This window comes from Robiginitomaculum antarcticum DSM 21748 (assembly GCF_000365025.1).
In the GTDB taxonomy this organism is placed as follows: Bacteria; Pseudomonadota; Alphaproteobacteria; order Caulobacterales; family Maricaulaceae; genus Robiginitomaculum; species Robiginitomaculum antarcticum.
On sequence record NZ_KB823011.1, the window covers coordinates 358527 to 382812 of the forward strand.

The 24286-nt window shown below is 53.8% G+C and carries 20 protein-coding genes and 1 pseudogene; 13 read left to right on the forward strand and 8 right to left on the reverse strand.

The genetic code is table 11. From position 1 onward, the window contains the following. Positions 1-79 precede the first annotated feature (79 nt). The gene (locus tag H142_RS0101785; protein ID WP_017930378.1) at positions 80-1288 is read left to right on the forward strand and encodes an acyltransferase family protein; all 1209 of its coding nucleotides are present in this window, start codon (positions 80-82) and stop codon (positions 1286-1288) included. Here H142_RS0101785 and ald read toward each other — a convergent pair. Then, positions 1266-2375, reverse strand: a complete 1110-nt coding sequence (gene ald, locus H142_RS0101790; RefSeq protein ID WP_017930379.1) for an alanine dehydrogenase — start codon at positions 2373-2375, stop codon at positions 1266-1268. The two genes, H142_RS0101785 and ald, sit on opposite strands and share 23 nt — an antisense overlap. Before the next feature lie 126 nt (positions 2376-2501). Continuing rightward, positions 2502-3449, reverse strand: coding sequence for a pentapeptide repeat-containing protein (locus H142_RS16035; protein WP_083898905.1), 948 nt, complete (start codon positions 3447-3449; stop codon positions 2502-2504). A 145-nt stretch (positions 3450-3594) separates the two neighbouring features. On the opposite strand from H142_RS16035, the gene H142_RS0101800 reads away from it, so the two are divergent. The 10 genes from H142_RS0101800 (at position 3595) to H142_RS0101845 (ending at position 14848) form a co-directional block, all read left to right on the forward strand. Further along, positions 3595-5835, forward strand: coding sequence for a RelA/SpoT family protein (locus tag H142_RS0101800; protein WP_017930382.1), 2241 nt, complete (start codon positions 3595-3597; stop codon positions 5833-5835). A gap of 10 nt (positions 5836-5845) precedes the next feature. Beyond that, positions 5846-6430 (forward strand): orotate phosphoribosyltransferase, encoded by a 585-nt coding sequence (gene pyrE / locus H142_RS0101805; protein WP_017930383.1) that lies wholly within the window; start codon positions 5846-5848, stop codon positions 6428-6430. Continuing rightward, complete coding sequence (locus H142_RS0101810) at positions 6427-7185, forward strand: pyridoxine 5'-phosphate synthase (protein ID WP_017930384.1); 759 nt, start codon at positions 6427-6429, stop codon at positions 7183-7185. Before pyrE ends, H142_RS0101810 begins: the two co-directional genes overlap by 4 nt. Then, positions 7182-7598 carry a holo-ACP synthase gene (acpS, locus tag H142_RS0101815; RefSeq protein WP_017930385.1) on the forward strand — a complete coding sequence of 139 codons (417 nt, stop codon included), beginning with the start codon at positions 7182-7184 and terminating at the stop codon, positions 7596-7598. The genes H142_RS0101810 and acpS overlap by 4 nt, the downstream gene beginning before the upstream one ends. Further along, the gene (rnc, locus tag H142_RS0101820; RefSeq protein WP_017930386.1) at positions 7595-8281 is read left to right on the forward strand and encodes a ribonuclease III; all 687 of its coding nucleotides are present in this window, start codon (positions 7595-7597) and stop codon (positions 8279-8281) included. The genes acpS and rnc overlap by 4 nt, the downstream gene beginning before the upstream one ends. Continuing rightward, a complete protein-coding gene (era, locus tag H142_RS0101825) occupies positions 8278-9234 on the forward strand; it encodes a GTPase Era (RefSeq protein WP_017930387.1) in 957 nt (318 codons plus the stop codon). The genes rnc and era overlap by 4 nt, the downstream gene beginning before the upstream one ends. Positions 9235-9252: 18 nt before the next feature. Continuing rightward, positions 9253-9981, forward strand: coding sequence for a DNA repair protein RecO (recO, locus tag H142_RS0101830; RefSeq protein WP_017930388.1), 729 nt, complete (start codon positions 9253-9255; stop codon positions 9979-9981). Positions 9982-10803: 822 nt separating this feature from the next. Continuing rightward, positions 10804-13050: a DNA topoisomerase IV subunit A gene (gene parC, locus H142_RS0101835; RefSeq protein ID WP_017930389.1), complete on the forward strand. Its 2247-nt coding sequence runs from the start codon at positions 10804-10806 to the stop codon at positions 13048-13050. Positions 13051-13197: 147 nt separating this feature from the next. Beyond that, positions 13198-13755 (forward strand): LemA family protein, encoded by a 558-nt coding sequence (locus H142_RS0101840; RefSeq protein ID WP_017930390.1) that lies wholly within the window; start codon positions 13198-13200, stop codon positions 13753-13755. A 28-nt stretch (positions 13756-13783) separates the two neighbouring features. Next, the gene (locus H142_RS0101845; RefSeq protein WP_017930391.1) at positions 13784-14848 is read left to right on the forward strand and encodes a M48 family metallopeptidase; all 1065 of its coding nucleotides are present in this window, start codon (positions 13784-13786) and stop codon (positions 14846-14848) included. A 1-nt stretch (position 14849) separates the two neighbouring features. On the opposite strand, the gene H142_RS0101850 is transcribed toward H142_RS0101845, so the two are convergent. From H142_RS0101850 to H142_RS0101870, 5 genes and pseudogenes are all read right to left on the reverse strand, one after another. Next, positions 14850-16445 (reverse strand): TRAP transporter large permease, encoded by a 1596-nt coding sequence (locus H142_RS0101850; protein WP_017930392.1) that lies wholly within the window; start codon positions 16443-16445, stop codon positions 14850-14852. Then, a complete protein-coding gene (locus tag H142_RS13945) occupies positions 16442-17143 on the reverse strand; it encodes a TRAP transporter small permease subunit (RefSeq protein WP_017930393.1) in 702 nt (233 codons plus the stop codon). The genes H142_RS0101850 and H142_RS13945 overlap by 4 nt, the downstream gene beginning before the upstream one ends. A gap of 2 nt (positions 17144-17145) precedes the next feature. After that, a pseudogene (locus H142_RS16750) lies at positions 17146-18147 on the reverse strand (TRAP transporter substrate-binding protein). Between the two features lie 140 nt (positions 18148-18287). After that, the gene (locus H142_RS0101865; protein ID WP_017930396.1) at positions 18288-19049 is read right to left on the reverse strand and encodes an arginyltransferase; all 762 of its coding nucleotides are present in this window, start codon (positions 19047-19049) and stop codon (positions 18288-18290) included. Beyond that, positions 19046-20890, reverse strand: coding sequence for an SLC13 family permease (locus tag H142_RS0101870; protein WP_017930397.1), 1845 nt, complete (start codon positions 20888-20890; stop codon positions 19046-19048). The genes H142_RS0101865 and H142_RS0101870 overlap by 4 nt, the downstream gene beginning before the upstream one ends. 100 nt (positions 20891-20990) lie before the next feature. On the opposite strand from H142_RS0101870, the gene H142_RS0101875 reads away from it, so the two are divergent. Beyond that, a complete protein-coding gene (locus H142_RS0101875; RefSeq protein ID WP_017930398.1) occupies positions 20991-21851 on the forward strand; it encodes an NAD(P)-dependent oxidoreductase in 861 nt (286 codons plus the stop codon). Between the two features lie 10 nt (positions 21852-21861). Here H142_RS0101875 and hemB read toward each other — a convergent pair whose 3' ends face one another. Continuing rightward, positions 21862-22848 (reverse strand): porphobilinogen synthase, encoded by a 987-nt coding sequence (gene hemB, locus H142_RS0101880; protein ID WP_017930399.1) that lies wholly within the window; start codon positions 22846-22848, stop codon positions 21862-21864. Positions 22849-22981: 133 nt separating this feature from the next. Between hemB and hemA the strand changes: the two genes are divergently transcribed. Then, positions 22982-24229 carry a 5-aminolevulinate synthase gene (hemA, locus tag H142_RS0101885; protein ID WP_051048556.1) on the forward strand — a complete coding sequence of 416 codons (1248 nt, stop codon included), beginning with the start codon at positions 22982-22984 and terminating at the stop codon, positions 24227-24229. Positions 24230-24286 lie beyond the last annotated feature (57 nt).

Consider the following 24286-nt stretch of genomic DNA (forward strand, 5'->3'; position numbering starts at 1 on the left):
GTTCGGGCTAGGGTAAACCCTAACCAGAAGTAAGCGCGGGGTTAAGACAAATTTTGCCTTAATCGACTAGTAGACTCTCATGACCGCAGCCGGAACAGTTAAGCAAAATGAACCGCCGCGTGATTATTACGGCGCGCTGGACGGGTTTCGCGGCGTGCTCGCGTTAATGGTCGCTATTTATCATACTATATGGCTATCGAGTATAAATTCGCATGATTTGCTGAATAATGGCCCGGTATTGGTCGATTTGTTTTTCGTTTTTTCCGGGTTTCTAATGTTTCGTCTGTATAGGGGACGGCTTACAGATCGCGCATCAGGCGCAAAATTTATCAAACGCCGCTTTGCCCGGATTTATCCGCTTCATTTTTTCATGCTAATGGTGTTTGTGTTGTTCCAATTCATGCGAGTCATCTCGCATAAAGTCGGAATTAGTGTCGTTGAACCTGGAGAAATATTGCCGTTCCAAGCCGGCGCCGCAGAGACTCTGCCGAGTTTTTTGGCCAATCTGACCCTGACGCAATCCATGGGGATATTAGACAGCCTGTCTTATAATCCACCGGCTTGGACGGTTAGCGTCGAGTTTTGGGCTTATTTTGTATTTCTAGGCATGATGCTGCTCGCGCCGCCGTCAAAACCGCGTCATTTTGCGATCATCGCTCTGCTTGTCGGCGTAATTTACGCGACATTGTCACGGTTAAAACCCGATATGGATTTTCATTACGATTTGGGCTTTTGGCGCTGTCTCGGCGGTTTTTACTCCGGCATTCTCGCTGCGTGGATCTATAGCCGCCTGCCGGGTAAGTGGCGCGGGAAAACCGGGCGTGTTAAGCATTCCGGCACAGTGCTGGAAATCGCTATGCTGATTGGGCTTTATCTCTTCGTCGTTTATTGCGGCGGTAAATTGCAGTTCTTCCTCGCGCCTGTCGCGATCAGCTTTGTTGTCATTTTCGCCATGGGCCAAGGCGGTATTTCGCGCTTTATGTCGACGCGGCCTTTGCTCTATTTAGGCAAGATCAGCTATTCAATCTATATGGTTCATGTCGTGATTGCGATCGGCTTCGGTATTTTTGCGGAACGCATCTTGCCCGGCCTGGCAGGCGAGACCTGGAATATGACGGGATTAGGCGGGACTATATTATTGCTGCCTTATCTCGCGGTCGTGATTGGTATCTCGCATTTTACCTATCACTGGATTGAAAAGCGCGGGCAAACTGCCATCTTAAATTACCGTCTGCCCGCGTGGTGGCGAAGCCTTCTTTCAGGCGTTAGAGCCAATCCGGCGTCCTGAATTCCATATCCAGATCCCGCGCGACGGGCTCATAGGCAATATATCCATCGGCGACGTTCAGACCTGCGGCTAAATGCGGATCATCGCGCAATGTGTCTTTGATACCGCCTTTAGCTAACCGCCAAATAAAGGGCAGGGTCGCTTTTCCAAGCGCCATAGCGGAGGTGCGCGCGACAGCGCCCGGCATATTGGCGACGCAGTAGTGAACGATGCCGTCGACGATAAATGTCGGCTCGTCATGGGTCGTGGGACGTGAGGTTTCAAAACAGCCGCCTTGATCAATTGCAATATCGACCAGAACTGCGCCGGGTTGCATGGTTTTCACCATATCTGCAGTCACAAGTTTCGGCGCAACAGCCCCCGGAATCAGAACAGCGCCAATAATCAAATCAGCCTCCATTACAGCCTTGGCCACAGCGCTTCGCGTTGAATAGGCGGTTTTAAGACGTCCGCCATAAATCTGGTCAAGTTCGTCCAAACGTTTATCGGAAATATCGAAAAGCGTCACGTCTGCGCGCATGCCGATGGCCATTTGAGCGGCATGTGTTCCTGATACCCCGCCGCCGAGAATAACAACTTTGGCCGGAAGCACGCCCGGAACGCCGCCCAGCAAAAGTCCGCGCCCGCCATTATGACGTTCCAGCGCCGCTGCGCCAACCTGCACGGACATCCGTCCGGCAACTTCGCTCATTGGAGAGAGTAATGGCAGGCGCCCAAAACGGTCTGTCACAGTTTCATAGGCAATGGCGATGCATCCCGACTTGCAAAGCGCTTCAGCCTGCGGTTTATCTGCGGCCAGATGCAAATATGTAAATAAGGTTTGATCCGGACGCAGCATGGCGCATTCATGCAATTGTGGTTCTTTAACTTTGACGATCAACTCGCCTTTATCAAATGTTTCGCTCGCTGACCCTGCTATTTTAGCTCCGGCTTCAATATAATCCGCATCGTCAAATCCGACGCCTTCACCGGCCAGTGTTTCCACCCAAACCTCGTGGTCGAAGGCGACGCATTCCGCCACAGCGTCGGGTGTCATGGACACTCTGTATTCGTGTTTCTTAATCTCTTTTGGGACGGAAATGCGCATATAGCCTCACAGCATTCAGATTAAATTTATTGCCCTATAAAACGGACGGCATTGAGAATATAGCGCAAAATCGAGAGTTAAAGAGCAAAAATTATCTCAATTGGCAGACTAACAGGCACAAATCGCCTATAATTGTCCCAAGACACCGACCAGATGTTTACGGCTTTGCAGAAGCTCCGCACGTGTGGTGCTTTGGCTGTCCTCGGGCAATAAATCCAAGGCACGGTCAATAGCATCAATTGCGCCGCGGACATTATTGCGGCTTCGTGACCGGTTATCAGGAAGGGGGCGGTAATCCAGGGCACGCATTTTCATACGGGCCGGAATTGGCTTGGGCGGGCTGGCGGCAGCCAGTGTTTCGGTCTTGGGACATTTGCGCACGGTCATAGCGCTCCGGGGTAGGCGCGTATCATGATTGCCACAGGCCCTGTCCAATTGATCCTGGGTTAAACCGCGGACTTCGGACATATCTGCGCCTGACAAATCGGCGTCACTAAATTCAGCACCGGACACGAGAGCATGGCCAAATTGGGCGGAATGAAAGCGTGTCCCGACGAATTTGGCATTTTCGAAGTCGGCGTGATCAAGTTCTGACAGTGTGAAGACCGCGCCGCTGAAATCAGCGCCGGAAGCTTGAGTATTTATAAACCGAGCGCCGGAAAAGTCAGATTCGGTGAAATTGCCGTCGCTCATATCCGCACCCCGAAAATCGGCATTTGACATATCCGACGCGACGAGGCTGGCTTGATTGAGCATAGCACCGGAGAGGGTTGCGCGGGACATATTAACATCACGTCCGCTCGCCCGGATCAGATAAGCGCGCCGAAAATGCGCCCCGGACAGATTGGAGCCGTCAAATTCGCCTCCGGATAGATCGCTGTGGTTAAAGACGCTGTCGGTGAAATCTCCACCTTTGAGCGTCAACTGGCTCATATCACGGCGCGATAAATCACAACCGGAGCAGCTCCCGGACAGCACAAGCCGACTATGCACGGGAACCTGTGCACTGAGAGGCGCGCTGCCAAGGCTCAGGGCTGCCAGAAGGGTGAGGGTAGGGACAAAACGTATATTCATAAGATGGTGTTTTACCACGTAGACCGCTCGGATTTCACATTAAAACGTCGTAATAGGCTGCAAAGACTTGGCGGCTGTGGTATTTTTGCATCTGACAAAGCTTTGCGCATTGCCCGCCCGCGTTAACAGGCTTATGTTTTAACAAATGATAGATCAAATTCAGACAGAAACCGCCCCTTCTGTGGCAGACAAAGGCAAGCTAAAAGTGCCCGCCGCGCGGTATCTGCGTCAATGGGAACTTGTCGACAAAGTTCGCGAATATAATCCGGCTGTGGATGAGACATTGCTCAATAAAGCTTATGTCTTCTCTGTTAAAGCGCATGGGGAGCAGCTGCGTCATAGCGGCGACCCTTATTATGCCCACCCTATCGAAGTGGCAGGGATTCTAACGCAGTTAAAACTGGATACGGCCAGCATTTGTACAGCCTTACTTCATGATGTGTTGGAGGACACAGACACCACTTACGACGAGTTGGCGAAAATGTTTACGCCGGAAATTGCCGAACTTGTTCAAGGTGTCACAAAATTAGGGCAGGTTGAACTCTCAGGTCAGGTCTCTAAACAAGCCGAGAATTTTCAAAAATTTGTCCTCGCCATGAGCAAGGATTTGCGGGTTTTACTGGTTAAATTATGTGACCGCCTGCATAATATGCGGACATTACAATATCATCCCAAAGCGTCATCGCGTGAGCGCATCGCCCGGGAGACGATGGAAATTTACGCGCCGCTGGCCCGGCGTATCGGTGTGGACAGTATATGTGCTGAGCTTGAAGATTTATCATTCTTACACCTCAATCCATCGGCTTATGAGAGCATTACTAAGCGGCTCGATGCGTGGCGGGAGTCCCAATCCAATGTGATCTCGCAAACCTCAGTAGCCCTACGCGATGTCATTGATGAGCAAGGCTTAAAGGCGCGTATTTATGGACGCGAAAAGCGGCCCTATGCAATCTGGCGTAAACTTGAACGCCAAGGCATTAGCTTTGAAGACGTGGCCGATATCTACGCGTTTCGCATAATTTTGGATACACCCGGTCAGTGTTACGAAACGCTGGGCGCGATACATACGCATTTTCGCTCAGTCCCGGGTCGCTTCCGCGATTTTATTTCAACGCCGAAATCCAATGGCTACCAGAGCCTTCAGACTACAATACTCGGTCCCGATAACCGCCGCGTTGAAGTTCAAATCCGAACTCATAATATGGACGAGATTGCTGAGCGCGGCGTCGCGGCGCATTGGTCTTACAAAGACAAACAATATTCATTCGACGAAGAAAGTGCGCTGCGTAGCGGCTCTAATATGATGGGTCGCATCCGTAATTTGGTCGAGATGATTGGCCACGGCGATGCCGACGAATTTCTCGAGCATGCTAAACTTGATCTGTTTACGGATCAGGTTTTTACATTCACGCCTAAGGGCGATTTGATCAGCTTGCCGCGCGGGGCAACCCCGATCGATTTTGCCTATGCGGTGCATACAGATGTGGGCGACACCTGTATCGGCGCCATTATCAATCAAAAAGAAAAGCCATTGCGTACGCCGCTTGAAAATGGCGATGTTGTGAAAATTGTGCGCGGCGGCGCGGCCGAGCCACAGCCCGGATGGGAAAATATCGTCGTTACGGGGCGTGCGCGCTCCGCTCTACGCAGGCTGACCCGAGAGACTGAATCTGACGAGTTCCGCCGTATTGGCCGGCTTCTTGCCGATCATGCCTTCGCCCGCGAAGATCGCGATTTCTCTGATAGCGCTATTCTGGATGCGCTTCCCCGGTTAGAATACAACTCGCCGACAGAAGCCTTTGAGGCATTAGGGCGGGGGGAGTTGACCGTAAAAGACTTTATGCAGGCTGTTTTCCCGGGCCGGGACGAGCAGCGTCTGGTCGACCAATATGCCACGCGGGATCTCATTAGCGATAATACAGCGCGCCTTTATGTTAAAGGCGACGGATTACGTGAAGGCGTTTCTTTGCACTTAGCGCCGTGCTGTTCTCCCATTAACGGGGACCGGATTATGGGCGTGCAGTCCGACGGACGCGGCGTAATGATCCATACAATTGATTGTGAAACACTAGCCGATTTTGAGGATCAACCCGAACGCTGGATTGATTTGGGCTGGCGGCGCGCTGCAGACCATACTGCCTCCATTGGACGGATTAGCGCAACGGTGGAGCATGTCCCCGGCGCGCTGGCGGATGTGACGAAAATCGTCGGTGAAGTTGGTGGAAATCTGACGAATATTAAAACTCTCAAACGCAGCCCGACATTTTTTGACATGGTGCTTGATGTTGAAGTGCTGGACACAAAACACTTTGCCCATATAGTCGCGGCGCTTCGCACCAGCAGCTATGTTGTCAGCGCGCGCCGGCTGCGGGCCAATCAGCTTTAGGATTATAGATATGAATACAGATGACGTACTCGGTATATTTCGGGAGGCGGGCGCCTTGCTCGAAGGCCATTTTATCCTGTCTTCCGGCTTGCGCAGTCCAGTATTTTTGCAAAAGGCCTTCATTTTCAAAAACCCCGTCCATACGGAGATGCTCTGCAAAGCTTTGGCTAAAAAGGTCAAAGCAGAGCTCAATAGCGATGTGGATATCATTGTCGCGCCGGCTATGGGCGGCATAATACCGGGGTACGAGACCGCGCGCCATATGGGCGTTGAGAGTCTGTTTGTGGAACGTGAAAATGGCGAGTTTGCTCTGCGCCGCGGCTTTAAATTAGAGCGCGGCCAGAAGGTTTTAATGGTTGAAGACATTGTGACAACGGGGTTGTCGTCTCGCGAATGCATTGCCGCGATTAATGCCACAGGCGCTACCGTTGTCGGCGGGGCCTGCATTTTTGACCGCAGCGGCGGAGAGGCCGATATCGGCGTGCCGTTGATCAGTCTCGCCTCACATAAGTTCCCCGCCTATGACGCGAATGACATACCGGACGACCTTAGAGCTATCGAGGCTATAAAACCCGGTAGCCGGGGCCTTAAGTGAGCCTTACGCCGGAGATAAGACTGGGCATAAATATTGACCATATCGCCACCATTCGAAATGCGCGCGGCGGCGTTCATCCTGACCCTGTCGATGGCGCGCGTCTGGCTATCAAGTCGGGTGCAGACGGCATTACTGCTCATCTGCGTGAAGACCGCCGCCATATTCGCGACGCCGATATCGAGCGTCTAGAAATGCTGTGTCAGGAGACGGACGTTCCGCTCAATTTTGAAATGGCGGCAACGGATGAGATGCGCGACATTGCGCTCCGCCTAAAACCGCACGCTGTGTGTATCGTGCCTGAGCGGCGCGAAGAACGGACGACCGAAGGCGGGCTGAATGTCGCTGGCGGGCATAACCACATCGCGCCTATCGTGCGTGACTTAACCGATGCAGGATGCCGGGTTTCGCTGTTCATTGAAGCGGTGGAGGCGCAAATCCGGGCCAGCGCCGATATCGGCGCGGCTGTCGTGGAACTTCATACGGGCGCTTATGCTCACGCCATTGATAATGGGGATGTGCAGTTGGCTGACGAGATTGTCGACGCGATGATAAAGGGCGCCGCGCTGGCGGCAACGCTGGGGCTTGAAGTCCATGCCGGACACGGCCTGACCTATTCAAATGTCGGCCGTATTGCCGCTATCCCGCAAATCGTCGAGCTGAATATTGGGCATTTTCTGATCGGCGAAGCGGTATTTGTCGGCCTGCCCAAAGCTATGGCCCAGATGCGCGCGGCGATCGAAGCGGCGCGTCCATGATTTTAGGCATCGGCACAGATATATGCGATATGCGCCGTATCGACGCTTTGATGGCGGAGAAGGGCGAGGCGTTTGAAGCTAAAGTTTTTACGAAAAAAGAACGTGAGTTTTGCGCTAAACGTCACGCCAAGACTGACTGCTTGGCGAAACGGTTTGCAGCCAAGGAAGCGCTCGCCAAAGCGCTATCGACCGGTGATACGGGATGGTTGACATGGAAAGATGTCGAAGTTCTCAGTTCCAAGAGCGGAAAGCCGTCAATCAAATTGTATAATAATGCCTTAAACCGCCTTAACGGGATGACGCCGGAGGGCATGACCGCCAAAATCGACCTGTCACTATCCGACGAGACGCCCTATGCGCTGGCATTTATCGTTATCAGCCTGATACCGCGCGCAGGCGCGGCAGACTTATGAGCCAGAACCTTGCATTAAAGCGCTTGCAGGAGCGGTTGAATTATACCTTTTCCAATCCTGATCTTCTGCAGCGCGCTATGACGCATAGCTCTTACGGTGACGGGCGGCGAAATATTGTCGATAATGAACGGCTGGAGTTTTTGGGAGATCGCGTCTTAGGCCTCTTGACTGCGGAGCGTCTGTTCATGGCGTCAAGCGAGAAAGAAGGGCAACTCGCCCGCAAGCTCAATAGCCTTGTGCGCAAGGAAGCCTGCGCCCGCGCTGCGCGCCGCGCGATGCTCGGCGATGTCATATTGATGAGCCAGGCCGAAGATAAACAGGGCGGGCGTGAGAAGATCTCTATATTGGGTGATGTCTGCGAGGCTTTGCTTGGCGCGCTTTATCTGGATGGCGGCATGGAGGCGGCCTCTAAATTCTACGAGGCGTATTGGAGCGAAGAGCTGGCCGGACTGGAAGCTCTTGGCGGCAAAGACCCTAAAACAGAGCTTCAGGAGCTCGCCTCCGCCATGGGCAAGAGCGCCCCGGAATATACAGTGATTGAGCGCAGCGGGCCTGACCACCGCCCGCTTTATGTGATACAGGTCGCCGTAGCTAATCTGGGCATGGCGCAGGGCACTGGAAAATCAAAAAAAGATGCGGAGCGCTTTGCCGCCCGGCATTTGCTGGAAAGTTTGAATACATGAGCAAGACTGACACATCCCGCGCGGGATTTTGCGCCGTTATCGGCGCGCCTAATGCTGGTAAATCGACACTGACAAATGCTCTGGTCGGCGAAAAAGTGTCGATTGTGACCCATAAGGTGCAAACTACCCGATTCCAAATTCGCGGCATTGCCATGCTCGGGACGTCTCAGGTCGTGCTTGTTGATACGCCCGGCATATTCGCCGCCAAAAGCCGTCTGGACCGCTCAATGGTTCATGCCGCATGGACAGGCACAAAAGACAGCAGCGCAATCATTCACGTCGTTGACGCCCCGGCCTTTGCCCGTGTGCTCTCCGGCGCGCAGAGCAGCTCTCAGGACCGGCTTGCCGCCAAAGATACGGACCGCGTCATGGCGGGCTTAAAAAAACGCGCGGAAAATACGCCTGTCTTTCTGGCGCTCAATAAAATTGATCAGGTCGCGGGCGAAGACGCTCTGCCTTTAATTGCGCATTTCGGCGATACCGGTATTTACGACGCGATTGTGCCGGTCAGCGCGACGGGCGGCGTCGGTATGGATCAGCTAAAAGACTTGCTCGCCGCAGCCATGCCCGAACATCCTTATCTGTTTCCGCCTGACCAGGCCGCGGATGTGCAAAGCAAAATTATTGCCGCAGAGATCACGCGCGAAAAATTATACCTGCAGGTCCATGACGAAATTCCTTATGAGTCTATGGTCGAGACCGAAAGCTGGAAAAATCTGCGCAACGGCGATGTGCGTATCGAGCAGGTCATTTATGTGCGCAAGGACAGCCAGAAGCCGATCATTCTGGGCGCTGGCGGGCGCACGATCAAAGCCATAGGCGCGGCGGCCCGTAGAGATATGCAGGACTGGCTGGGCGTGAAAGTACATCTGTTCTTATTCGTTAAAGTACGGGCCAATTGGCGCGAAGACAAAGAGCGTTATACCGAATTTGGTCTGGAGTTCGACGTATAGATGGCCAGGGTCTCTTAAATGGAATGGACGTCTGACGGTATAGTTCTATCTGTTAGGAAACACGGCGAAACCTCTGCAATCATTGATGTTTTAACGCCGGATAAAGGCCGTCATCCGGGTCTTGTGCGCGGCGGTGTCGGGCGGCGTATGCGGCCCGTCTTACAGCCTGGAAATTCCCTACGCGTGACATGGCGCGCGCGCCTGTCCGAGCATTTAGGCTATATGACGGCAGAGCTGCTTGAGCCCCGCTTCGCCGAGATAATGGATGACCGCAAAGCTATTGCTGCGCTGAACGCGATTTGCGCGGTGGCGACCGCCGTTATGCCGGAGCGTGAAACGCATAAAGATGTCTATGACGCCACAGCCGTTTTGCTCTCGCATTTGCATAATCCCGATGTCTGGCCGGCGCTTTATGTGCGGTGGGAAGCGGGTCTACTCTCGGCCATGGGATATGGACTTGATTTATCGTGCTGCGCCGCCAGCGGGGTGACCGATAATTTAACCCACGTCTCTCCGAGGTCAGGCCGCGCCGTATGCGCCGAGCAGGCCGCGCCTTATTTAGACAAATTATTCGTCCTCCCGCAGTTCTTACGCCGTGAGGGGCAGGGGTGGAAGCCGTCTACGCCCGGCGATATTGTGGCCGGCTTGTACCTAACGGGCGAGTTTTTGCGAACGCGTATACTCTGGCCTGCTAATAAAGACCTGCCTGAGGCCCGCGAGCGTATGGTGGGGATGATAAGCGGGTAATGAGTGGCGTTATAAATGCGCCAAAGCTTCATAAAGTGGCTTACGTCTGTCAGCTTTTGCCGCGCGACAGATCTGTCTATTATGTAGGTCTGATAGAGCAACGCGAAATCCGACATCGCGACATAAATACAGTCTGGTCGAAGTGCGTTTTCCACGATTAGCCTGTGAATATATCCTTTCAGCTCCCCACTCTCGTCATCCGGTACGCCGGTTCGACTCGGGCCGGGATCCGAGGATCCATCTTACAATTTAGGGCCGTGGATGCGGGCTTATAAGCCTTTGTTTCATCAAGAATTTTTAAACACGGCATTGGGTTGACCATGGATCCTCGTGTCGAGCACGAGGATGACGATGCGGGACGAGAGTTGCTTCAAAAAAGCGGATATAAAATAAACAATCCCCGCCCCCTCATTCTCTCTTATCTTTAAACTGTCTCTTGTGGCGGGCCGGGTGTCGACGTTCGGAACTTATGAGAGATCGGTATTGGATCCGGGCGAGGTGGGGTTACGGCCTACATCAAACGGGTTTGGGAGCATTCTGCGCTGCGGAGTGTGGCCTTAGCGAGAGCCGCGTATCGGCCGTGAGATATCGCCGCGAAGTCAACTCTTTGCGAAACACTAACCACTAGGTCTCCTGCAAGGAGGCTGGCTTCGCGGATGAGTCCGCACATTTTGCGGCGCGCCGACGCCGACCAACCCGGCGCGCATGTGGTCACCCGATGGGCCATCGCATACCGGCGCTTGAAGTGATAAGAGCGGGCTTCTCGCTATGGGATTGAATCGCGCCGCGCTACACTCACAACGAATCACTTTAGGCATTAAGATGACTGACGAAATCAAAGACGACGAGAGCAATATTGTCATTGAAAGTATCGATGACGCGCTATCGTCGCGCTATCTGGCTTACGCGCTCTCGACGATAACGCAGCGCGCTTTGCCGGATGTCCGCGACGGGCTAAAACCTGTTCACCGACGCATACTTTATGCAATGCGTCAGCTTAAACTGAACCCTGAAAACGCGTTTAAAAAATGCGCGCGTATTGTTGGTGACGTGATGGGCCAATATCACCCCCATGGTGACGCCTCAATCTATGATGCATTGGTCAAGCTGTCCCAGACATTTGCCACGCGCTATCCACTTGTCGACGGGCAGGGCAATTTTGGCAATATTGACGGCGATAGTCCTGCGGCGATGCGCTATACTGAAGCGAAAATGACCTTTGCGGGTAATGCACTTCTGGACGGCATTGATGAGGACGCCGTTGATTTTCGCGCGACCTATAATGAAGAAGATGAAGAACCGGTGGTTCTTCCCGCGGGCTTTCCGAACCTGCTCGCCAATGGCAGCACCGGTATCGCTGTCGGCATGGCCACCTCCATCCCGCCGCATAATGCCGCTGAGATATGTGACGCCGCGCTGCATCTGATCAAGACGCCCAAGGCCCGTATTGAAACCCTGATGCAATATGTGAAAGGGCCGGATTTTCCGACAGGCGGCATCATTGTCGAGCCGCAGGACTCCATGCTGGAAACCTATGCAACGGGCAGGGGCAGTTTTAAAATGAGGGCGCGCTGGCACAGCGAAGATACGGGCCGCGGACAGTATCAGATCGTGGTCACAGAAATTCCCTATCACGTCCAGAAATCCCGTTTGATTGAAAAACTGGCAGAAATTATTGAGACGAAAAAAGTCCCTGTTCTGGCCGATGTGCGCGATGAGAGCGCCGAAGATATCCGCATAATTTTAGAGCCGAAGTCCAAAAATATTGAGCCTGAGCTGTTAATGGAAAGCCTGTTTAAGGTCAGCGATCTGGAATCGCGCTTCTCCATGAATATGAATGTTCTCGACGCCTTGCGGACGCCCCGCGTGATGAATTTGCGTGAAGCCTTGCAAGCCTTTCTGGATCACCGCCGCAATGTCTTGTTGCGCCGGACACAGACGCGTTTGGACAAAATCACCGACCGGATGGAAATTCTCGACGGCCTGATGATCGCCTATATTAATCTGGACGAAGTCATTCGTATTGTTCGATATGAAGACAAGCCCAAAGATGAGTTGATTGCGGCCTTCGCCCTGTCTGAGCGCCAAGCCGACGCTATCCTGAATATGCGTTTGCGCGCCCTGAACAAGCTTCAGGAACTCGAGATAAAGCGCGAACATGATGAGCTGGACGCTGAGCAGGCTGACTTGGCCGATCTGATGGGAAGCGAGCCGCGCCAATGGTCTGAAATCGCTGATCAAGTGCGCAAAACACGCGATCTCTACGGCCCGAAAACAGCGTTGGGCGCGCGCCGGAGTACATTTGCTGAGGCTCCCAATATTGATATTGATCTCACTACTGCCTTTGTGACCAAAGAACCGATCACTGTGGTTCTGTCCAAACAGGGCTGGATCCGCGCGCTAAAAGGCCGGGTCGATGATGAGTCGACGTTAAAATTCAAAGACGGCGACGAGCTACACTTTATGGTGGCGGGCGAGACGACGGATAAATTTCTGCTCTTTGCTTCGAATGGCAAGTTCTACACGCTGGCCGGAGACAAGCTGCCGGGCGGGCGCGGCAATGGCGAGCCCGTGCGATTGATGATTGATTTGGAAAATGACCATATGCCGGTCGGTCTGTTCGTGCATGATCCGCAGCGTACACTGATCGTGGCCTCCTCGGCCGGATATGGCTTTCAAGTGACAGAGACCGACGTAATTGCCTCCACACGCGGCGGCAAACAAGTGCTCAATGTCAAAGGTGATGCCGAGGCTGTGCGCGCGATTGCCGCCCGGGGTGACCGCATTGCAGTCATCGGTGAGAACCGAAAAATCCTTGTCTTTGATCTGGATGATTTGCCAACGATGTCGCGCGGCAAGGGTGTGAAGTTACAAAATTACCGCGACGGCGGTCTGGCTGATATTACGGTCTTTGACGCTGCAGACGGCCTATCCTATATTGATAGCGCGGGGCGTAATAATGCTGTGCCGGAATGGGAGATACTTAACGGTAAACGCGCCGGCGCCGGACGCATGGCCCCGCGCGGATTTAGCCGTAAAAACGAATTTGACCCGGGCCGGGGCTTATAGGCCGTTTGCGAAGACCGGATAATTGGATAATGCAGTGTTGGTTTGCTATGTTGTGACCGGGGATAATCGGGCCGTAATACGTAATTCTCTTGCTCCGTAGCGGCATATCGGCTTTAATTTACTTCTATTGATATTTGAGGAACTGACATGACCGGATTATTCATCGTTTTGGGCATTTTGGCCGTCGTGGCTTTCATTATTATCGGCATTTACAACCGGTTAGTCGCCTTACGCCAGACCTGTAACCAGGCTTGGGCCGATGTCGATGTGCAGCTCAAGCAGCGCTACGACCTCATTCCAAATCTGGTCAATACCGTCAAAGGCTATGCGAGTCATGAAAAAGAGACCTTTGAAGCTGTTGTCGCAGCGCGTAACGCGGCTGTTGCGGCAAATGGCGTCGGCGATCAGGCTAAGGCCGAAGGCATGCTCGGCGCAGCTCTCGGAAAATTATTCGCTTTGGCTGAAGCCTATCCGGATTTAAAAGCCAACACCAACTTCCTGCAACTGCAGGATCAACTGGCGGATGTTGAAAACAAAATCGCCGCCTCGCGCCGGTTTTATAATAATGCCGCTCAGGAATATAATACGGCCCGCGAGCAATTCCCCGCCGTTATTATTGCGACGCCGCTAGGTTTTGTTGCGCGCGAATTCTTCGAAGCGCCCGAAGGCGATGCACTGTTGACCGCGCCGGAAGTGAGCTTTTAGGCCGCATTAGAACGGGAAGGGCAGCGTCATGGCGCTTCAGGCCTACGGCCTCAAAACCCATATCTGGAACAATAATCTGCGCTGCATAATCTTGCTGTGCCTGTTTCCCGTATTGCTGTTGGCGATGGCCTTTGCGGGTCTGCTTTTGTTTCAATCCTTTGCCGGATCCGGAAATATCGCTGACGGTTTAGCCTATGCCGCCACCGCCATGCCGGCCACCGCGCCTGCGGTTTTGCTCGGCTCGGCGGCATGGTTCGGCGTCGCCTTTATGGGACATCAGGCGATGATCAATGCGGCCACGAAAGCCCGTCCGGTCACGCGTAAAGAAGAACAGCGGGCCTATAATCTGCTTGAGAATTTATGCATTTCGCGCGGTATCACTATGCCGGGATTGCAGGTGATCGAAACGGACGTCATGAACGCCTTTGCCAGCGGGATAAGTACGAAAAACTACCGGATAACGCTAACGCGCGGTATTATGAACGGCCTGAACGACCAAGAGCTTGAAGCCGTCATTGCCCATGAATTATCGCATGTAAAAAATAACGATGTGCGGCTTTTGATTATTGCGGTGATATTTGTCGGCATTTTCTCGTTCTTTGGTGAATTCATGGTGCGCTCTATGTTTCGCACTAATCTAACGCGGTCAGCGACGCACCGGCGTAGCGGCGGCGGGCAGGCCGGCGCGCTGATCTTTATCGCTTTCGCAATTGTCGCTGTGGCCTATGCACTGGCCATCCTAATCCGCTTTTCGCTGTCGCGCAAACGCGAATATATGGCCGATGCGGGCTCGGTCGAACTCACGAAAAATCCTGACGCTATGATCTCGGCCCTGCAGAAAATATCGGGCCGCGCCAATCTGGAAAACGTCCCTGCAGAGATCAAAGAAATGGCGCTGGAAAATCCCCGTGTCGGGTTTGGCGGCATGTTCGCCACCCATCCTCCGATTGAAAAACGTATTGAGGCTTTGATAAAATTCGCGGGCGGGCGTGATTATGTGCCGCCGCCGCCAAAACGTGACGTGCCTAAATCCCCGGCCGGGACAGGGCAATCAAAGCGTCCGGGCAGAAATCCTTGGTCACGCCGCCCTTAGGTTAGCCGCGCTGCACAAGCCCCGTTGCCAGTTCAGGCACAAATGCAACCAGAAGAATAACGGCGACCTGTATGCCGATAAAAGGCAGAACGCCGCGGTAAATATCACTGGTTTTGACCTGCGGAGGCGCGACCCCGCGTAGATAAAACAGCGCAAATCCGAAGGGCGGGGTAAGAAAGCTGGTTTGTAAATTGAGCGCAAATAATATGCCCAGCCAGACCGGATCAATGGCGACCCCGGGGGACAGCTCCATTGCCATTAGGGCGGGCGCAACCAGCGGCACGACGACGAATGTGATCTCGATAAAGTCGAGAAAGAAGCCGAGAACGAACATCACAACCATGACAATTAACAGCGCGCCGATTGCGCCGCCCGGCGCGGCGGCCAGCCCGCGCGCCACAAGGTCATCGCCGCCAAATCCTCGAAATACGAGGCTGAAGACTGTGGCGCCGATCAGGATGAGAAAGACCATTGAGGTAATATACATGGTGGAACGCGATGTTTCGGACATATGGCCGGAGCGCGTCAAAGTCAGAAGCGCCGTGAGCGCGCCGATGGCGAGTATGGCCGCGCCAAAAACGGCGATTGTGGCCGCTATAATTTCGCCCGTCGTCCAGTCATTTTGGCCCATGCGGGTATCGACAGGTAAGAGGTCGATGCCCACCATTAAAACCGTGCCGATTGCGGCCAGCGCAACAGCCAGACGCAAGGCGCGCTGATCGGGATTTAGCTTCCATGCGGCAAGCAGGACTGCGCCCAAAGCCCCCAGCGCCGCGCCGCGTGTCGGCGTTGCGTAGCCTGACAGGATCGACCCGAGAACGGCAATGATCAGGATGATGGGCGGTAGCATGGCTGCGAGGGTGCGCCTTAAAAACGGCCAGATTTTTGCATTTTCCGGCCAGCCTGATGCGGGAGCGAGTTCCGGTTTTAGCGCAGCCGCGATGACAATATATAGGGCATAGGCCGCGACCAATATAAGACCCGGCAGCAGCGCGCCGGTAAATAAATCACCGACGGATACGACCCCGCCGCCTGGAAGGCCGAAGCTGCGCTGTGCTTCCTGATAGGCATTGCTCATCTGGTCGCCCAGAATGACAAGCACAATGGAAGGCGGGATAATCTGTCCCAATGTTCCCGATGCGGCAATCGCGCCCGAGGACAGAGCCGGCGAATAATTACGTTTTAACATAGTCGGGAGCGATAACAGCCCCATAGTAACAACGGTGGCGCCGACTATGCCCGTTGACGCCGCAAGCAGCGCGCCGACCATGACAACGGATATGCCCAGCCCGCCGCGCAGGGGGCCAAATAGATCACTCATCGCTTCCAGCAGATTTTCCGCCAGTTGCGATTTTTCCAGCATTACCCCCATGAAGACAAAGAGCGGCACAGCGATGAGAATTTCGCGGGTAATCATCGGATAAATCCGCCCGGGTAAGGCGAGCAAAAAGCCGGCGTCAAATGTGCCTGTGAAGACGCCAAAGGCGGCAAATATTAAACCGGTTCCGGCCAGCGCAAAGGCCACGCGAAAGCCGCACATTAAAACTCCGCACAACGCGGCGAACATGGATACGGCCAGCCATTCTGCACCGCTCATCGGGGCGGCTCTTGGGCTGGCTTTGATGGGGTGTGGCCGAATAATGGCGGTACATAGTCAGGGCGAAGCGGCCTGTTATAGCCATGAACGGCCAATGCCGCGCGAAGTCCGATAGACAGTCCCTGCGCGGACAGGGTGATAGCAAAGAGCGGCAATAGCGATTTAATTAAAAACACACCGTTAACACCGTCGGCTTCATTGCTGCCTTCCATGGCGATCCAGCTTTGCGTGACAAAGCTTTGGCTCATCCACAGCAGGGTCAGGCAGGTGGGAAGGATGAGAAGATATAGCCCGATCAGATCGATTAGAGCCTTACGGTTCGGGCTCATGGATGTGTGGAAAATATCAACGCGCACATGCTGCCCGGCCAGCAGGGTCGCGGCGCTGCCCAGCATAATAACGGCGGCATGAAGATAGATTGGCAGCTCGTTTAATTTGGTGACCGAAATCCCGAAAATGGAGAGCAGAACGACGCTGATGACGATGATGACGACCAGAAAGGGAAGGGCCCATTTGACAATTTCGCCAAGGCCGTAATTCAAGCAGTCAATAATAGAAATAAGATGGGTGGCTAGATTTCGGGCAAAGGCCATTTTCGGCGCGATAAGAATAATCAGCGGCAGCAGTAAGAGCGGGAGGATGACCCAGCCTACGCCTTGAATAAAGGCTCCAATGAGCTCCGCCGTGCCCCGCTCCATATCTACTCCGAAAGCGCTTTGCCGCGCGCGGCGATATAGCGGCCGTCACCCATTTCGGTCCAGCTTCGATAGGACTCCCTGGCGGCAATATAGCTGTCATAAATTTTGGCCGTCATGGCATCGCTCTGGCCTAAATCGCGGACGACTTCATCTGAAATTCTGAAAACCGTCGACAGAATTTCGTCAGAAAAATATTGCGGCTCTATCCCGTGACGGGTCTTGAGCTTGACCAATGCGCGGCCGTTTTCATGGGTATATTCACCGATGCTGGCATCATTGGCGGCCTTGCAGGCATAGCGGATCATAGCTTGGTCAGACAGAGGCAGCCCGTTCCAAACGCCAAGATTTACGCCTACGGATAATGACGCCCCCGGCTCGTGAAAGCCCGGCGCTTAATAATAGGGCGCTTCGCGGTAAAACCCGAACGCCAGATCATTCCAGGGCCCAACCCATTCAGTGGCATCAATTGCGCCGGATTGAAGCGATTGGTAAATTTCTCCGCCCGAGAGTTTGACAGCCGCGCCGCCGAGGCGGCGAATGACTTCTCCGGCAAGGCCCGGCATCCGGATTTTTAAGCCTTTAAAATCCTCGAGCGAATTGATTTTGCGTTTGTACCATCCGCCGGTTTGATGGCCGGTATTTCCGGACTGAAACGCTTTGATGTTAAATTTAGCGGATAGCTCATCCCAAAGCTCTTGCCCGCCGCCAAAATCAATCCACGCCATAATTTCAGCTGCGGTCATTCCCGCCGGAACAGCGGTGAAGAATGAAAATCCGTTAGACAGACCCTGCCAGTAATACTCCGCGGCATGATACATATCCGCCGCGCCCGAGCTGACCGCATCAAAGCACTCCAGCGCGCCGACAAGCTCGCCTGCGGCGTAGACTTTCACATCCAGACGCCCGCCGCTCATGTCGCGAAGCGCTGCCGCAAACCGGTTGGGCATAATGCCAAGTCCAGGAAAATCTTTAGGCCAGCTTGTCGCCATACGAAATTGCCGCATATTTTTAGACAAATTGGGCGCAGCTAAAGTGTCTGACCTTGCCTGCGCATGATCAACCGCTTTTCCGTCTTTACTCAGAATAGCGAGCGTCCCCGCGCCTGTTGCGGCTGCGGCAGCGACGGTTAAGATGTCACGGCGTTTCACAATCCGGCCTGAAGCTTTGTCGGGGCGGGATCGACAATGGCGGCGAAATCAGTCCAGACACCGCGATGCAATATCTGCACAGGCTGAAACCGGGATTTGTAGCTCATTTTAGGCGAGTTTCTGACCCAGTAGCCTAGATAAAGATAGTCCAGATCATTTTGACGGCATAAATCGATATGATCCAGTATCATAAAATTGCCGAGGCTGCGGGGCGTCAATTCCGGATCATAAAAGCTATAAACCATGGACAGGCCGTCGCTGAGCTCGTCAATCAGAGCGCAAGCAATGAGGATATGCTCGGCGTTACGATATTCTACAACAAGTGTTCGCGACGCGCATTCCTCGACCATAATTTCGTAATTATGGAAGGCCATCCCGCTCATCCCGCCATTGGCGTGTCGGTGGCCGAGATAAGCTTGCAACAGCGCGAATTGCTCGCGCGTGGCATAAGGCTCGACGATCTCGCGCTTTAAATCCATATTGCGGCGCAAAGTACGGCGAAAGCTTTTACCCGGCGTAAAATCCGTCGTGACAACTCTCATGGATTGACAAGCGCGGCAGGTCTCGCAGGCTGGACGGTAAATCACATTTTGTGAACGCCGAAAACCGGAATGGGTCAGGTAATCATTAAGCTGGGGGCCGGATAAGGGATCAAGCTGCGTGAAGATTTTACGCTCCATTTGTCCGTCAAGATACGGGCAGGGCGCGGGGATCGTTACATAGAATTGCAACCGGTTGGGATCAAACGGGCGGGTCATGCAGGCAAATCAAATACAAATGGTGTCATAATCATAAAGCTTACCCATAACAATATGACGAGGGGAAGTCCGAATTTCACGAAATCGGAAAAACGGTAATGCCCCGGCCCCATGACAAGAAGGTTGGTTTGGTAAGCTATAGGCGTCGCAAAACAACAATTTGCAGCAAAGATTACGGTCAGAACAAGGGTCAGCGGATCTATGCCGGATTGCGCGCTGATATTGACCGCAATGGGGGCAAAAAGCAGTGCTGTGGCGCTATTGGATAGAATATTCGTCGTGGCGGCAATGATGAAAAATAAGGCGCCCAGAAGCGCGACCGGGCCGAAGGGCATGAATATGTCGACGACGTAATTAGCAATAAATAAGGCCCCGCCTGTGCGTTCCAGTGCAATGCCCATCGCGAAGGCCGCCCCAATCAGCAGGAATATCTTCATATCCAATGCGCGAACGGCTTGCCGGATATTTAGGCATTTCGTGGCCATCATCGCCAGTGCTCCGCCCAAAGCAGCCATAACAATCGGAACGCCCGGCGCAGCGGCGAGCGCAATGACGCCTAAAAATGTGACTCTGGCCACGCGGGATTTGCGGATATCGGGCAGTTCTTTTGTCGCCCAGTCCAGAAGAAGCACGTCGCGGTTTTCGCGAAGATTGGCCGTGTCAGACTCATAACCGAACAGCAGAAGTGTATCTCCTGCTTCCAGCCGGATATCGAGCATATTTTCACGCAGCATGCGCGAGCGACGACGAATACCTAAAACCAGACAACCGGTATTTTGCCGGAAACCGGCAAGTTTTATGGACCGGTCAATCAAGCGCGAGCCCGGCGCGACAACAGCCTCGCTGATAACGATAGAGCCCCGGTTGGGCAAATCAGGATCGATATTTTCGAACTCACCAATATTGAGCATGCCGCGAAGATATTCCGGGCGGGATGCCATTAGGTCACGCAGGGCCTGGCGTGTGGCCGCGACTGTTAAAACATCCCCCGGAGTCAGCGCATCTTCAAAAGGCGGAAGCAGTTTTGTCTCAGCGCGCGTAATGACCCGAACTATCACATTCCTCAAACCGGGATAAAGCCCGGCTTTGGGCGTGACCCCTATGAGGGGATGGTCGTCAGAGATTTTGATTTGGGCTATATATTGATGGCCTTCCGACATGGGCCGCCCATCTTCGCCTGTGCGTTTAGGGAGCAGGATAGGCGCAAAAATGACGATATAAATCCCGCCGACGGCCGCTAAAATCAGGCCCGGTCCTGTGGGGTCAAAAAAGCCAACCGTTTGCGGTGTCAGGCGTTCGAGCGTACTGGCGACCAAAAGGTTTGTTGAAGACCCGATTAGAGTGGTCATGCCGGCCAATATGCAAATAAAGCTAAGCGGCATCATGAGACGTGACGCCGAGCCGCGCAGCTGTAAGGCCATAGCCGAAATAACAGGAATAAACATCACCACAATCGGCGTGTTATTCATAAACATCGAGACGAGGAAAGCGAATCCGAAGACGAAAAAAAATGTTCGACGCGGCGCGGTTTTAAGCAAAGAATTAATGCGCTTTGTCGGCCGCTCCAAAGCGCCCGTCTGAAACATGCCTTGGCCAATAACGAGCAACGCCATAATTGTAATCAGGGCGGGGTCGGAAAAACCCGAGAAAATGTCGCTTGCAGATAAGGTAGCTTCGGATCCCGTACCAAAAAATCCAAAAAAGACCAGAAGCGAGGTCAGAATCAGGACTGATGTGGCCTCAATAGAGAAGCGTTCGGTAAAATAGAGCCATACCGCAATCAAAACGAGGGCAAAGGTTGCCCACATTTGCCAGCTTGCTGTAAGGGTTACGTCATCCATATGTCTTTCTCTCTGCCTCTAGACCTAACAGCGGCGCGCAGGGCTGGCGAGACCAAATATGTCACAGCTGTGATAAAAAACGTAAGTGAAAAGAGAAGTTATGAGCAAATGTGCATTTTTAGGACTGGGCGTCATGGGCTATCCTATGGCGGGGCATCTCGTTGCGGCGGGGCATGATGTTACAGTCTGGAACCGCAGCGCGGCCAAAGCCAAAGGGTGGGCTGAAGAGTATAATGGCGAGGCGGCGGATACAATCGCGTTGACGGTCGATAATGCGGATTTCGTCTTTGTCTGCGTCGGAGATGATCCGGATGTCTATGATGTCGTCAGGCCCGCTATTGCCGCATTGGCTGAAGGCGCAATTATAATTGATCATACGACGGCTTCGGCCACATGCGCGCGCGCGCTTTTCGCGGAAGCTAAAGCGAAAGAAATCGGCTTCATAGATGCGCCAATTTCAGGCGGCGAGGCGGGCGCGGTGAACGGTCAACTGACGGTCATGTGCGGCGGAGACCGGGCTGTGTTCGACCTCGCCAAACCGGTTATCGACGCTTATGCCAAAGCGGTAAAGTTAATGGGACCAAGCGGGGCAGGGCAACTGACTAAAATGGTCAATCAAATCTGTATTGCCGGAATTTTGCAGGGCTTAGCCGAAGGTATAAATTTTGCTCAAAAATCGGGACTTGACGTGGACAATGTTGTCGGCGCTATCGGAAAAGGCGCGGCGCAAAGCTGGCAAATGGATAACCGCGCTTCGACCATGGGGCGCGGCGAATATGAATTTGGTTTCGCGCTGGATTGGATGCGCAAGGATTTACGCATCGCGCTGGAGACCGCTGAGGAAATCGGTGCAGATTTAACGCTGGCGAGACAGGTCGATGGCTATTATGCGCAGCTGCAGAATATGGGCGGCGGGCGCTGGGATACTTCCGCGCTTCTGGCACGGCTACAAAACGACTAAGGTTAAGTTATTACTCTGCCAGCCATTGCGCGGCGCGGGGCGCAAAATAGGTTAGCACACCGTCACATCCCGCGCGTTTAAAGCTCATCAGGCTCTCCAGAATAACGCGCCTCTCGTCGATCCAGCCATTTTGCGCTGCGGCCATAATAATCGCATATTCACCGCTGACCTGAAATGCAAAGGTGGGCATGGCAAATTCATCTTTGAGACGCGCGATAATATCCAGATAGGGCATTCCGGGTTTGACCATGATCATGTCTGCGCCCTCGGCAATATCCAGTGCAACTTCGCGTATGGCCTCATCCGTATTGCCCGGGTCCATTTGGTAGGTGCGCTTATCCCCCGTTAGGGCCGCCGATGTGCCTATAGCGTCGCGATAAGGACCATAAAAGCCGCTGGCATATTTGGCGGCATAAGACATGATTTGCACGTCTTGATGACCCGCATCTTCCAGCGCTGCGCGAATGGCGCCGACCCGGCCATCCATCATATCGGACGGCGCGACGACATCTGCACCTGCTTCAGCCAAGACTAGTGCAGCCTGCGCCAGACGCTCAACTGTGCTGTCATTATCAATGCGCTCGCCATCCATAATGCCATCATGACCATGATCCGTAAACGGGTCGAGCGCGACGTCGACAATAACGCCAAGATTGGATGTCGCGACTTTGATCGCGCGCACAGTGTTGGGCACAAGGCCATCGGCGTTGAGCGCCTCTGCGCCGTCCGCAGTTTTTAGACCCGGCGAAACATGCGGGAACAGCGCGATCGCCGGAATCCCCAGCGCTTCAGCCTGCTTTGCCGCCAAAACGGCTTGCGCAATTGATAGACGCTCTACGCCGGGCATAGAGGGGACGGCCTCGCGCGCTTTGCCGCTATCGCTAATCACTATCGTCCAGATCAGATCATCAACAGTTAAAACTGTTTCGCGAACCAAACGCCGTGACCAGTCAGATTTACGGCTACGCCGAAGCCGCATTAAAGGATATTCACTCATAACCAGACCTTAACAAATTTAGCGGATTATAGACTGAGGCCGGTCAGTTTTCCAAGGCTGTTCCTGCGGCGTTTCGGCCATGGTCAAATCACTGAATTACCCCTATATGGAAAGTGAGAGACAGGGACGCGTTATGAATTCTGAGCCAAAGCAAGCGCCGCACAAGCCTGAGGACGAGAAATTCTCCGGCGCGTTTCGCGATGCCGTTAACCGCGTACGCGCTGAAGGGCGCTACCGTATCTTTCGCGATATCCGCCGTCACCGTGGAAAATTTCCGCTGGCCACTTGGTATAAAGACGACCTGTCCGAGCAAAAAATCACAGTCTGGTGCTCTAATGATTATATGGGCATGGGCCAGAACCCCTGCATTGTCGATGCCGTGAAACAGGCCGTTGACGCGGTCGGCACAGGCAGTGGCGGAACGCGCAATATTTCCGGCACTACGCATTATCATGTCCAGCTTGAAGCTGAGCTGGCCGAGCTTCATGCCAAAGACGCCGCGCTTGTGATGACATCCGGTTATGTCGCCAATGAAGCCACGCTTGGCGTGATGAGTAAAATTCTTCCCGGGCTGATTATCTATTCTGATGAGATGAATCACGCCTCTATGATTTCCGGCATTTCGCGCGCGCGGTGTGAGAAGCGGATTTTCAAACATAATGATCTGGCGGATCTGGAGCGCTTGCTGCGTCAGGCCGACCCCGCCGCGCCGAAACTCATCGCCTTTGAGAGCGTCTACTCGATGGACGCCGATATCGCTCCGATAGAGCAAATATGCGATCTGGCTGATAAATATAATGCGCTAACCTATATCGATGAAGTTCACGCCGTGGGCATGTATGGCGCGCAGGGCGGCGGTGTCTGCGAAGCGCGCGGGCTAACGGACCGCGTTGATATTATTCAAGGTACGCTCGCCAAAGCTTACGGCATGATTGGCGGCTATATTGCAGCGCGCGAGAATATTATCGACGCCGTACGCAGCCTCGCCAGCGGCTTTATCTTCACGACATCCATTCCGCCCAGCACAGCGGCCGGTGCGCTGCGTAGCGTGCGCTACCTTAAAGTGGCGCCTGAGCTTCGCGAGCAACATCAAGAACGCGCGAATACGCTAAAGTCGCGGTTTCGCGACGCAGGCTATAACTTTATTGACGGTGACACACACATCGTCCCGCTCATGGTTGGCGACCCTGTCAAATGCCAGGCCATATCTGACCGCCTGATTGAAGGCTTCGGCATTTACGCCCAGCCGATCAATTTCCCAACCGTGCCGCGCGGCACTGAGCGCCTGCGCTTCACCCCGTCACCCGTCCACACAGACGCCATGATGGACGAGCTTATGGACGCCCTAGCGGTTGTTTGGGCTGAGTTTGAGATGGGGTAGTCTATTGCTGGACACACTCTCCACAACTCCTCATCATTGCCGCATTGCTCCATGCGC

Coding starts and splice junctions, on each gene's coding strand:
- H142_RS0101785 (WP_017930378.1), top strand. CDS start 80: ATGACCGCAGCCGGAACAGTTAAGCAAAATGAACCGCCGCGTGATTAT.
- ald (WP_017930379.1), bottom strand. CDS start 2,375: ATGCGCATTTCCGTCCCAAAAGAGATTAAGAAACACGAATACAGAGTG.
- H142_RS16035 (WP_083898905.1), bottom strand. CDS start 3,449: ATGAATATACGTTTTGTCCCTACCCTCACCCTTCTGGCAGCCCTGAGC.
- H142_RS0101800 (WP_017930382.1), top strand. CDS start 3,595: ATGATAGATCAAATTCAGACAGAAACCGCCCCTTCTGTGGCAGACAAA.
- pyrE (WP_017930383.1), top strand. CDS start 5,846: ATGAATACAGATGACGTACTCGGTATATTTCGGGAGGCGGGCGCCTTG.
- acpS (WP_017930385.1), top strand. CDS start 7,182: ATGATTTTAGGCATCGGCACAGATATATGCGATATGCGCCGTATCGAC.
- rnc (WP_017930386.1), top strand. CDS start 7,595: ATGAGCCAGAACCTTGCATTAAAGCGCTTGCAGGAGCGGTTGAATTAT.
- era (WP_017930387.1), top strand. CDS start 8,278: ATGAGCAAGACTGACACATCCCGCGCGGGATTTTGCGCCGTTATCGGC.
- recO (WP_017930388.1), top strand. CDS start 9,253: ATGGAATGGACGTCTGACGGTATAGTTCTATCTGTTAGGAAACACGGC.
- parC (WP_017930389.1), top strand. CDS start 10,804: ATGACTGACGAAATCAAAGACGACGAGAGCAATATTGTCATTGAAAGT.
- H142_RS0101840 (WP_017930390.1), top strand. CDS start 13,198: ATGACCGGATTATTCATCGTTTTGGGCATTTTGGCCGTCGTGGCTTTC.
- H142_RS0101845 (WP_017930391.1), top strand. CDS start 13,784: ATGGCGCTTCAGGCCTACGGCCTCAAAACCCATATCTGGAACAATAAT.
- H142_RS0101850 (WP_017930392.1), bottom strand. CDS start 16,445: ATGAGCGGTGCAGAATGGCTGGCCGTATCCATGTTCGCCGCGTTGTGC.
- H142_RS13945 (WP_017930393.1), bottom strand. CDS start 17,143: ATGGAGCGGGGCACGGCGGAGCTCATTGGAGCCTTTATTCAAGGCGTA.
- H142_RS0101865 (WP_017930396.1), bottom strand. CDS start 19,049: ATGACCCGCCCGTTTGATCCCAACCGGTTGCAATTCTATGTAACGATC.
- H142_RS0101870 (WP_017930397.1), bottom strand. CDS start 20,890: ATGGATGACGTAACCCTTACAGCAAGCTGGCAAATGTGGGCAACCTTT.
- H142_RS0101875 (WP_017930398.1), top strand. CDS start 20,991: ATGAGCAAATGTGCATTTTTAGGACTGGGCGTCATGGGCTATCCTATG.
- hemB (WP_017930399.1), bottom strand. CDS start 22,848: ATGAGTGAATATCCTTTAATGCGGCTTCGGCGTAGCCGTAAATCTGAC.
- hemA (WP_051048556.1), top strand. CDS start 22,982: ATGAATTCTGAGCCAAAGCAAGCGCCGCACAAGCCTGAGGACGAGAAA.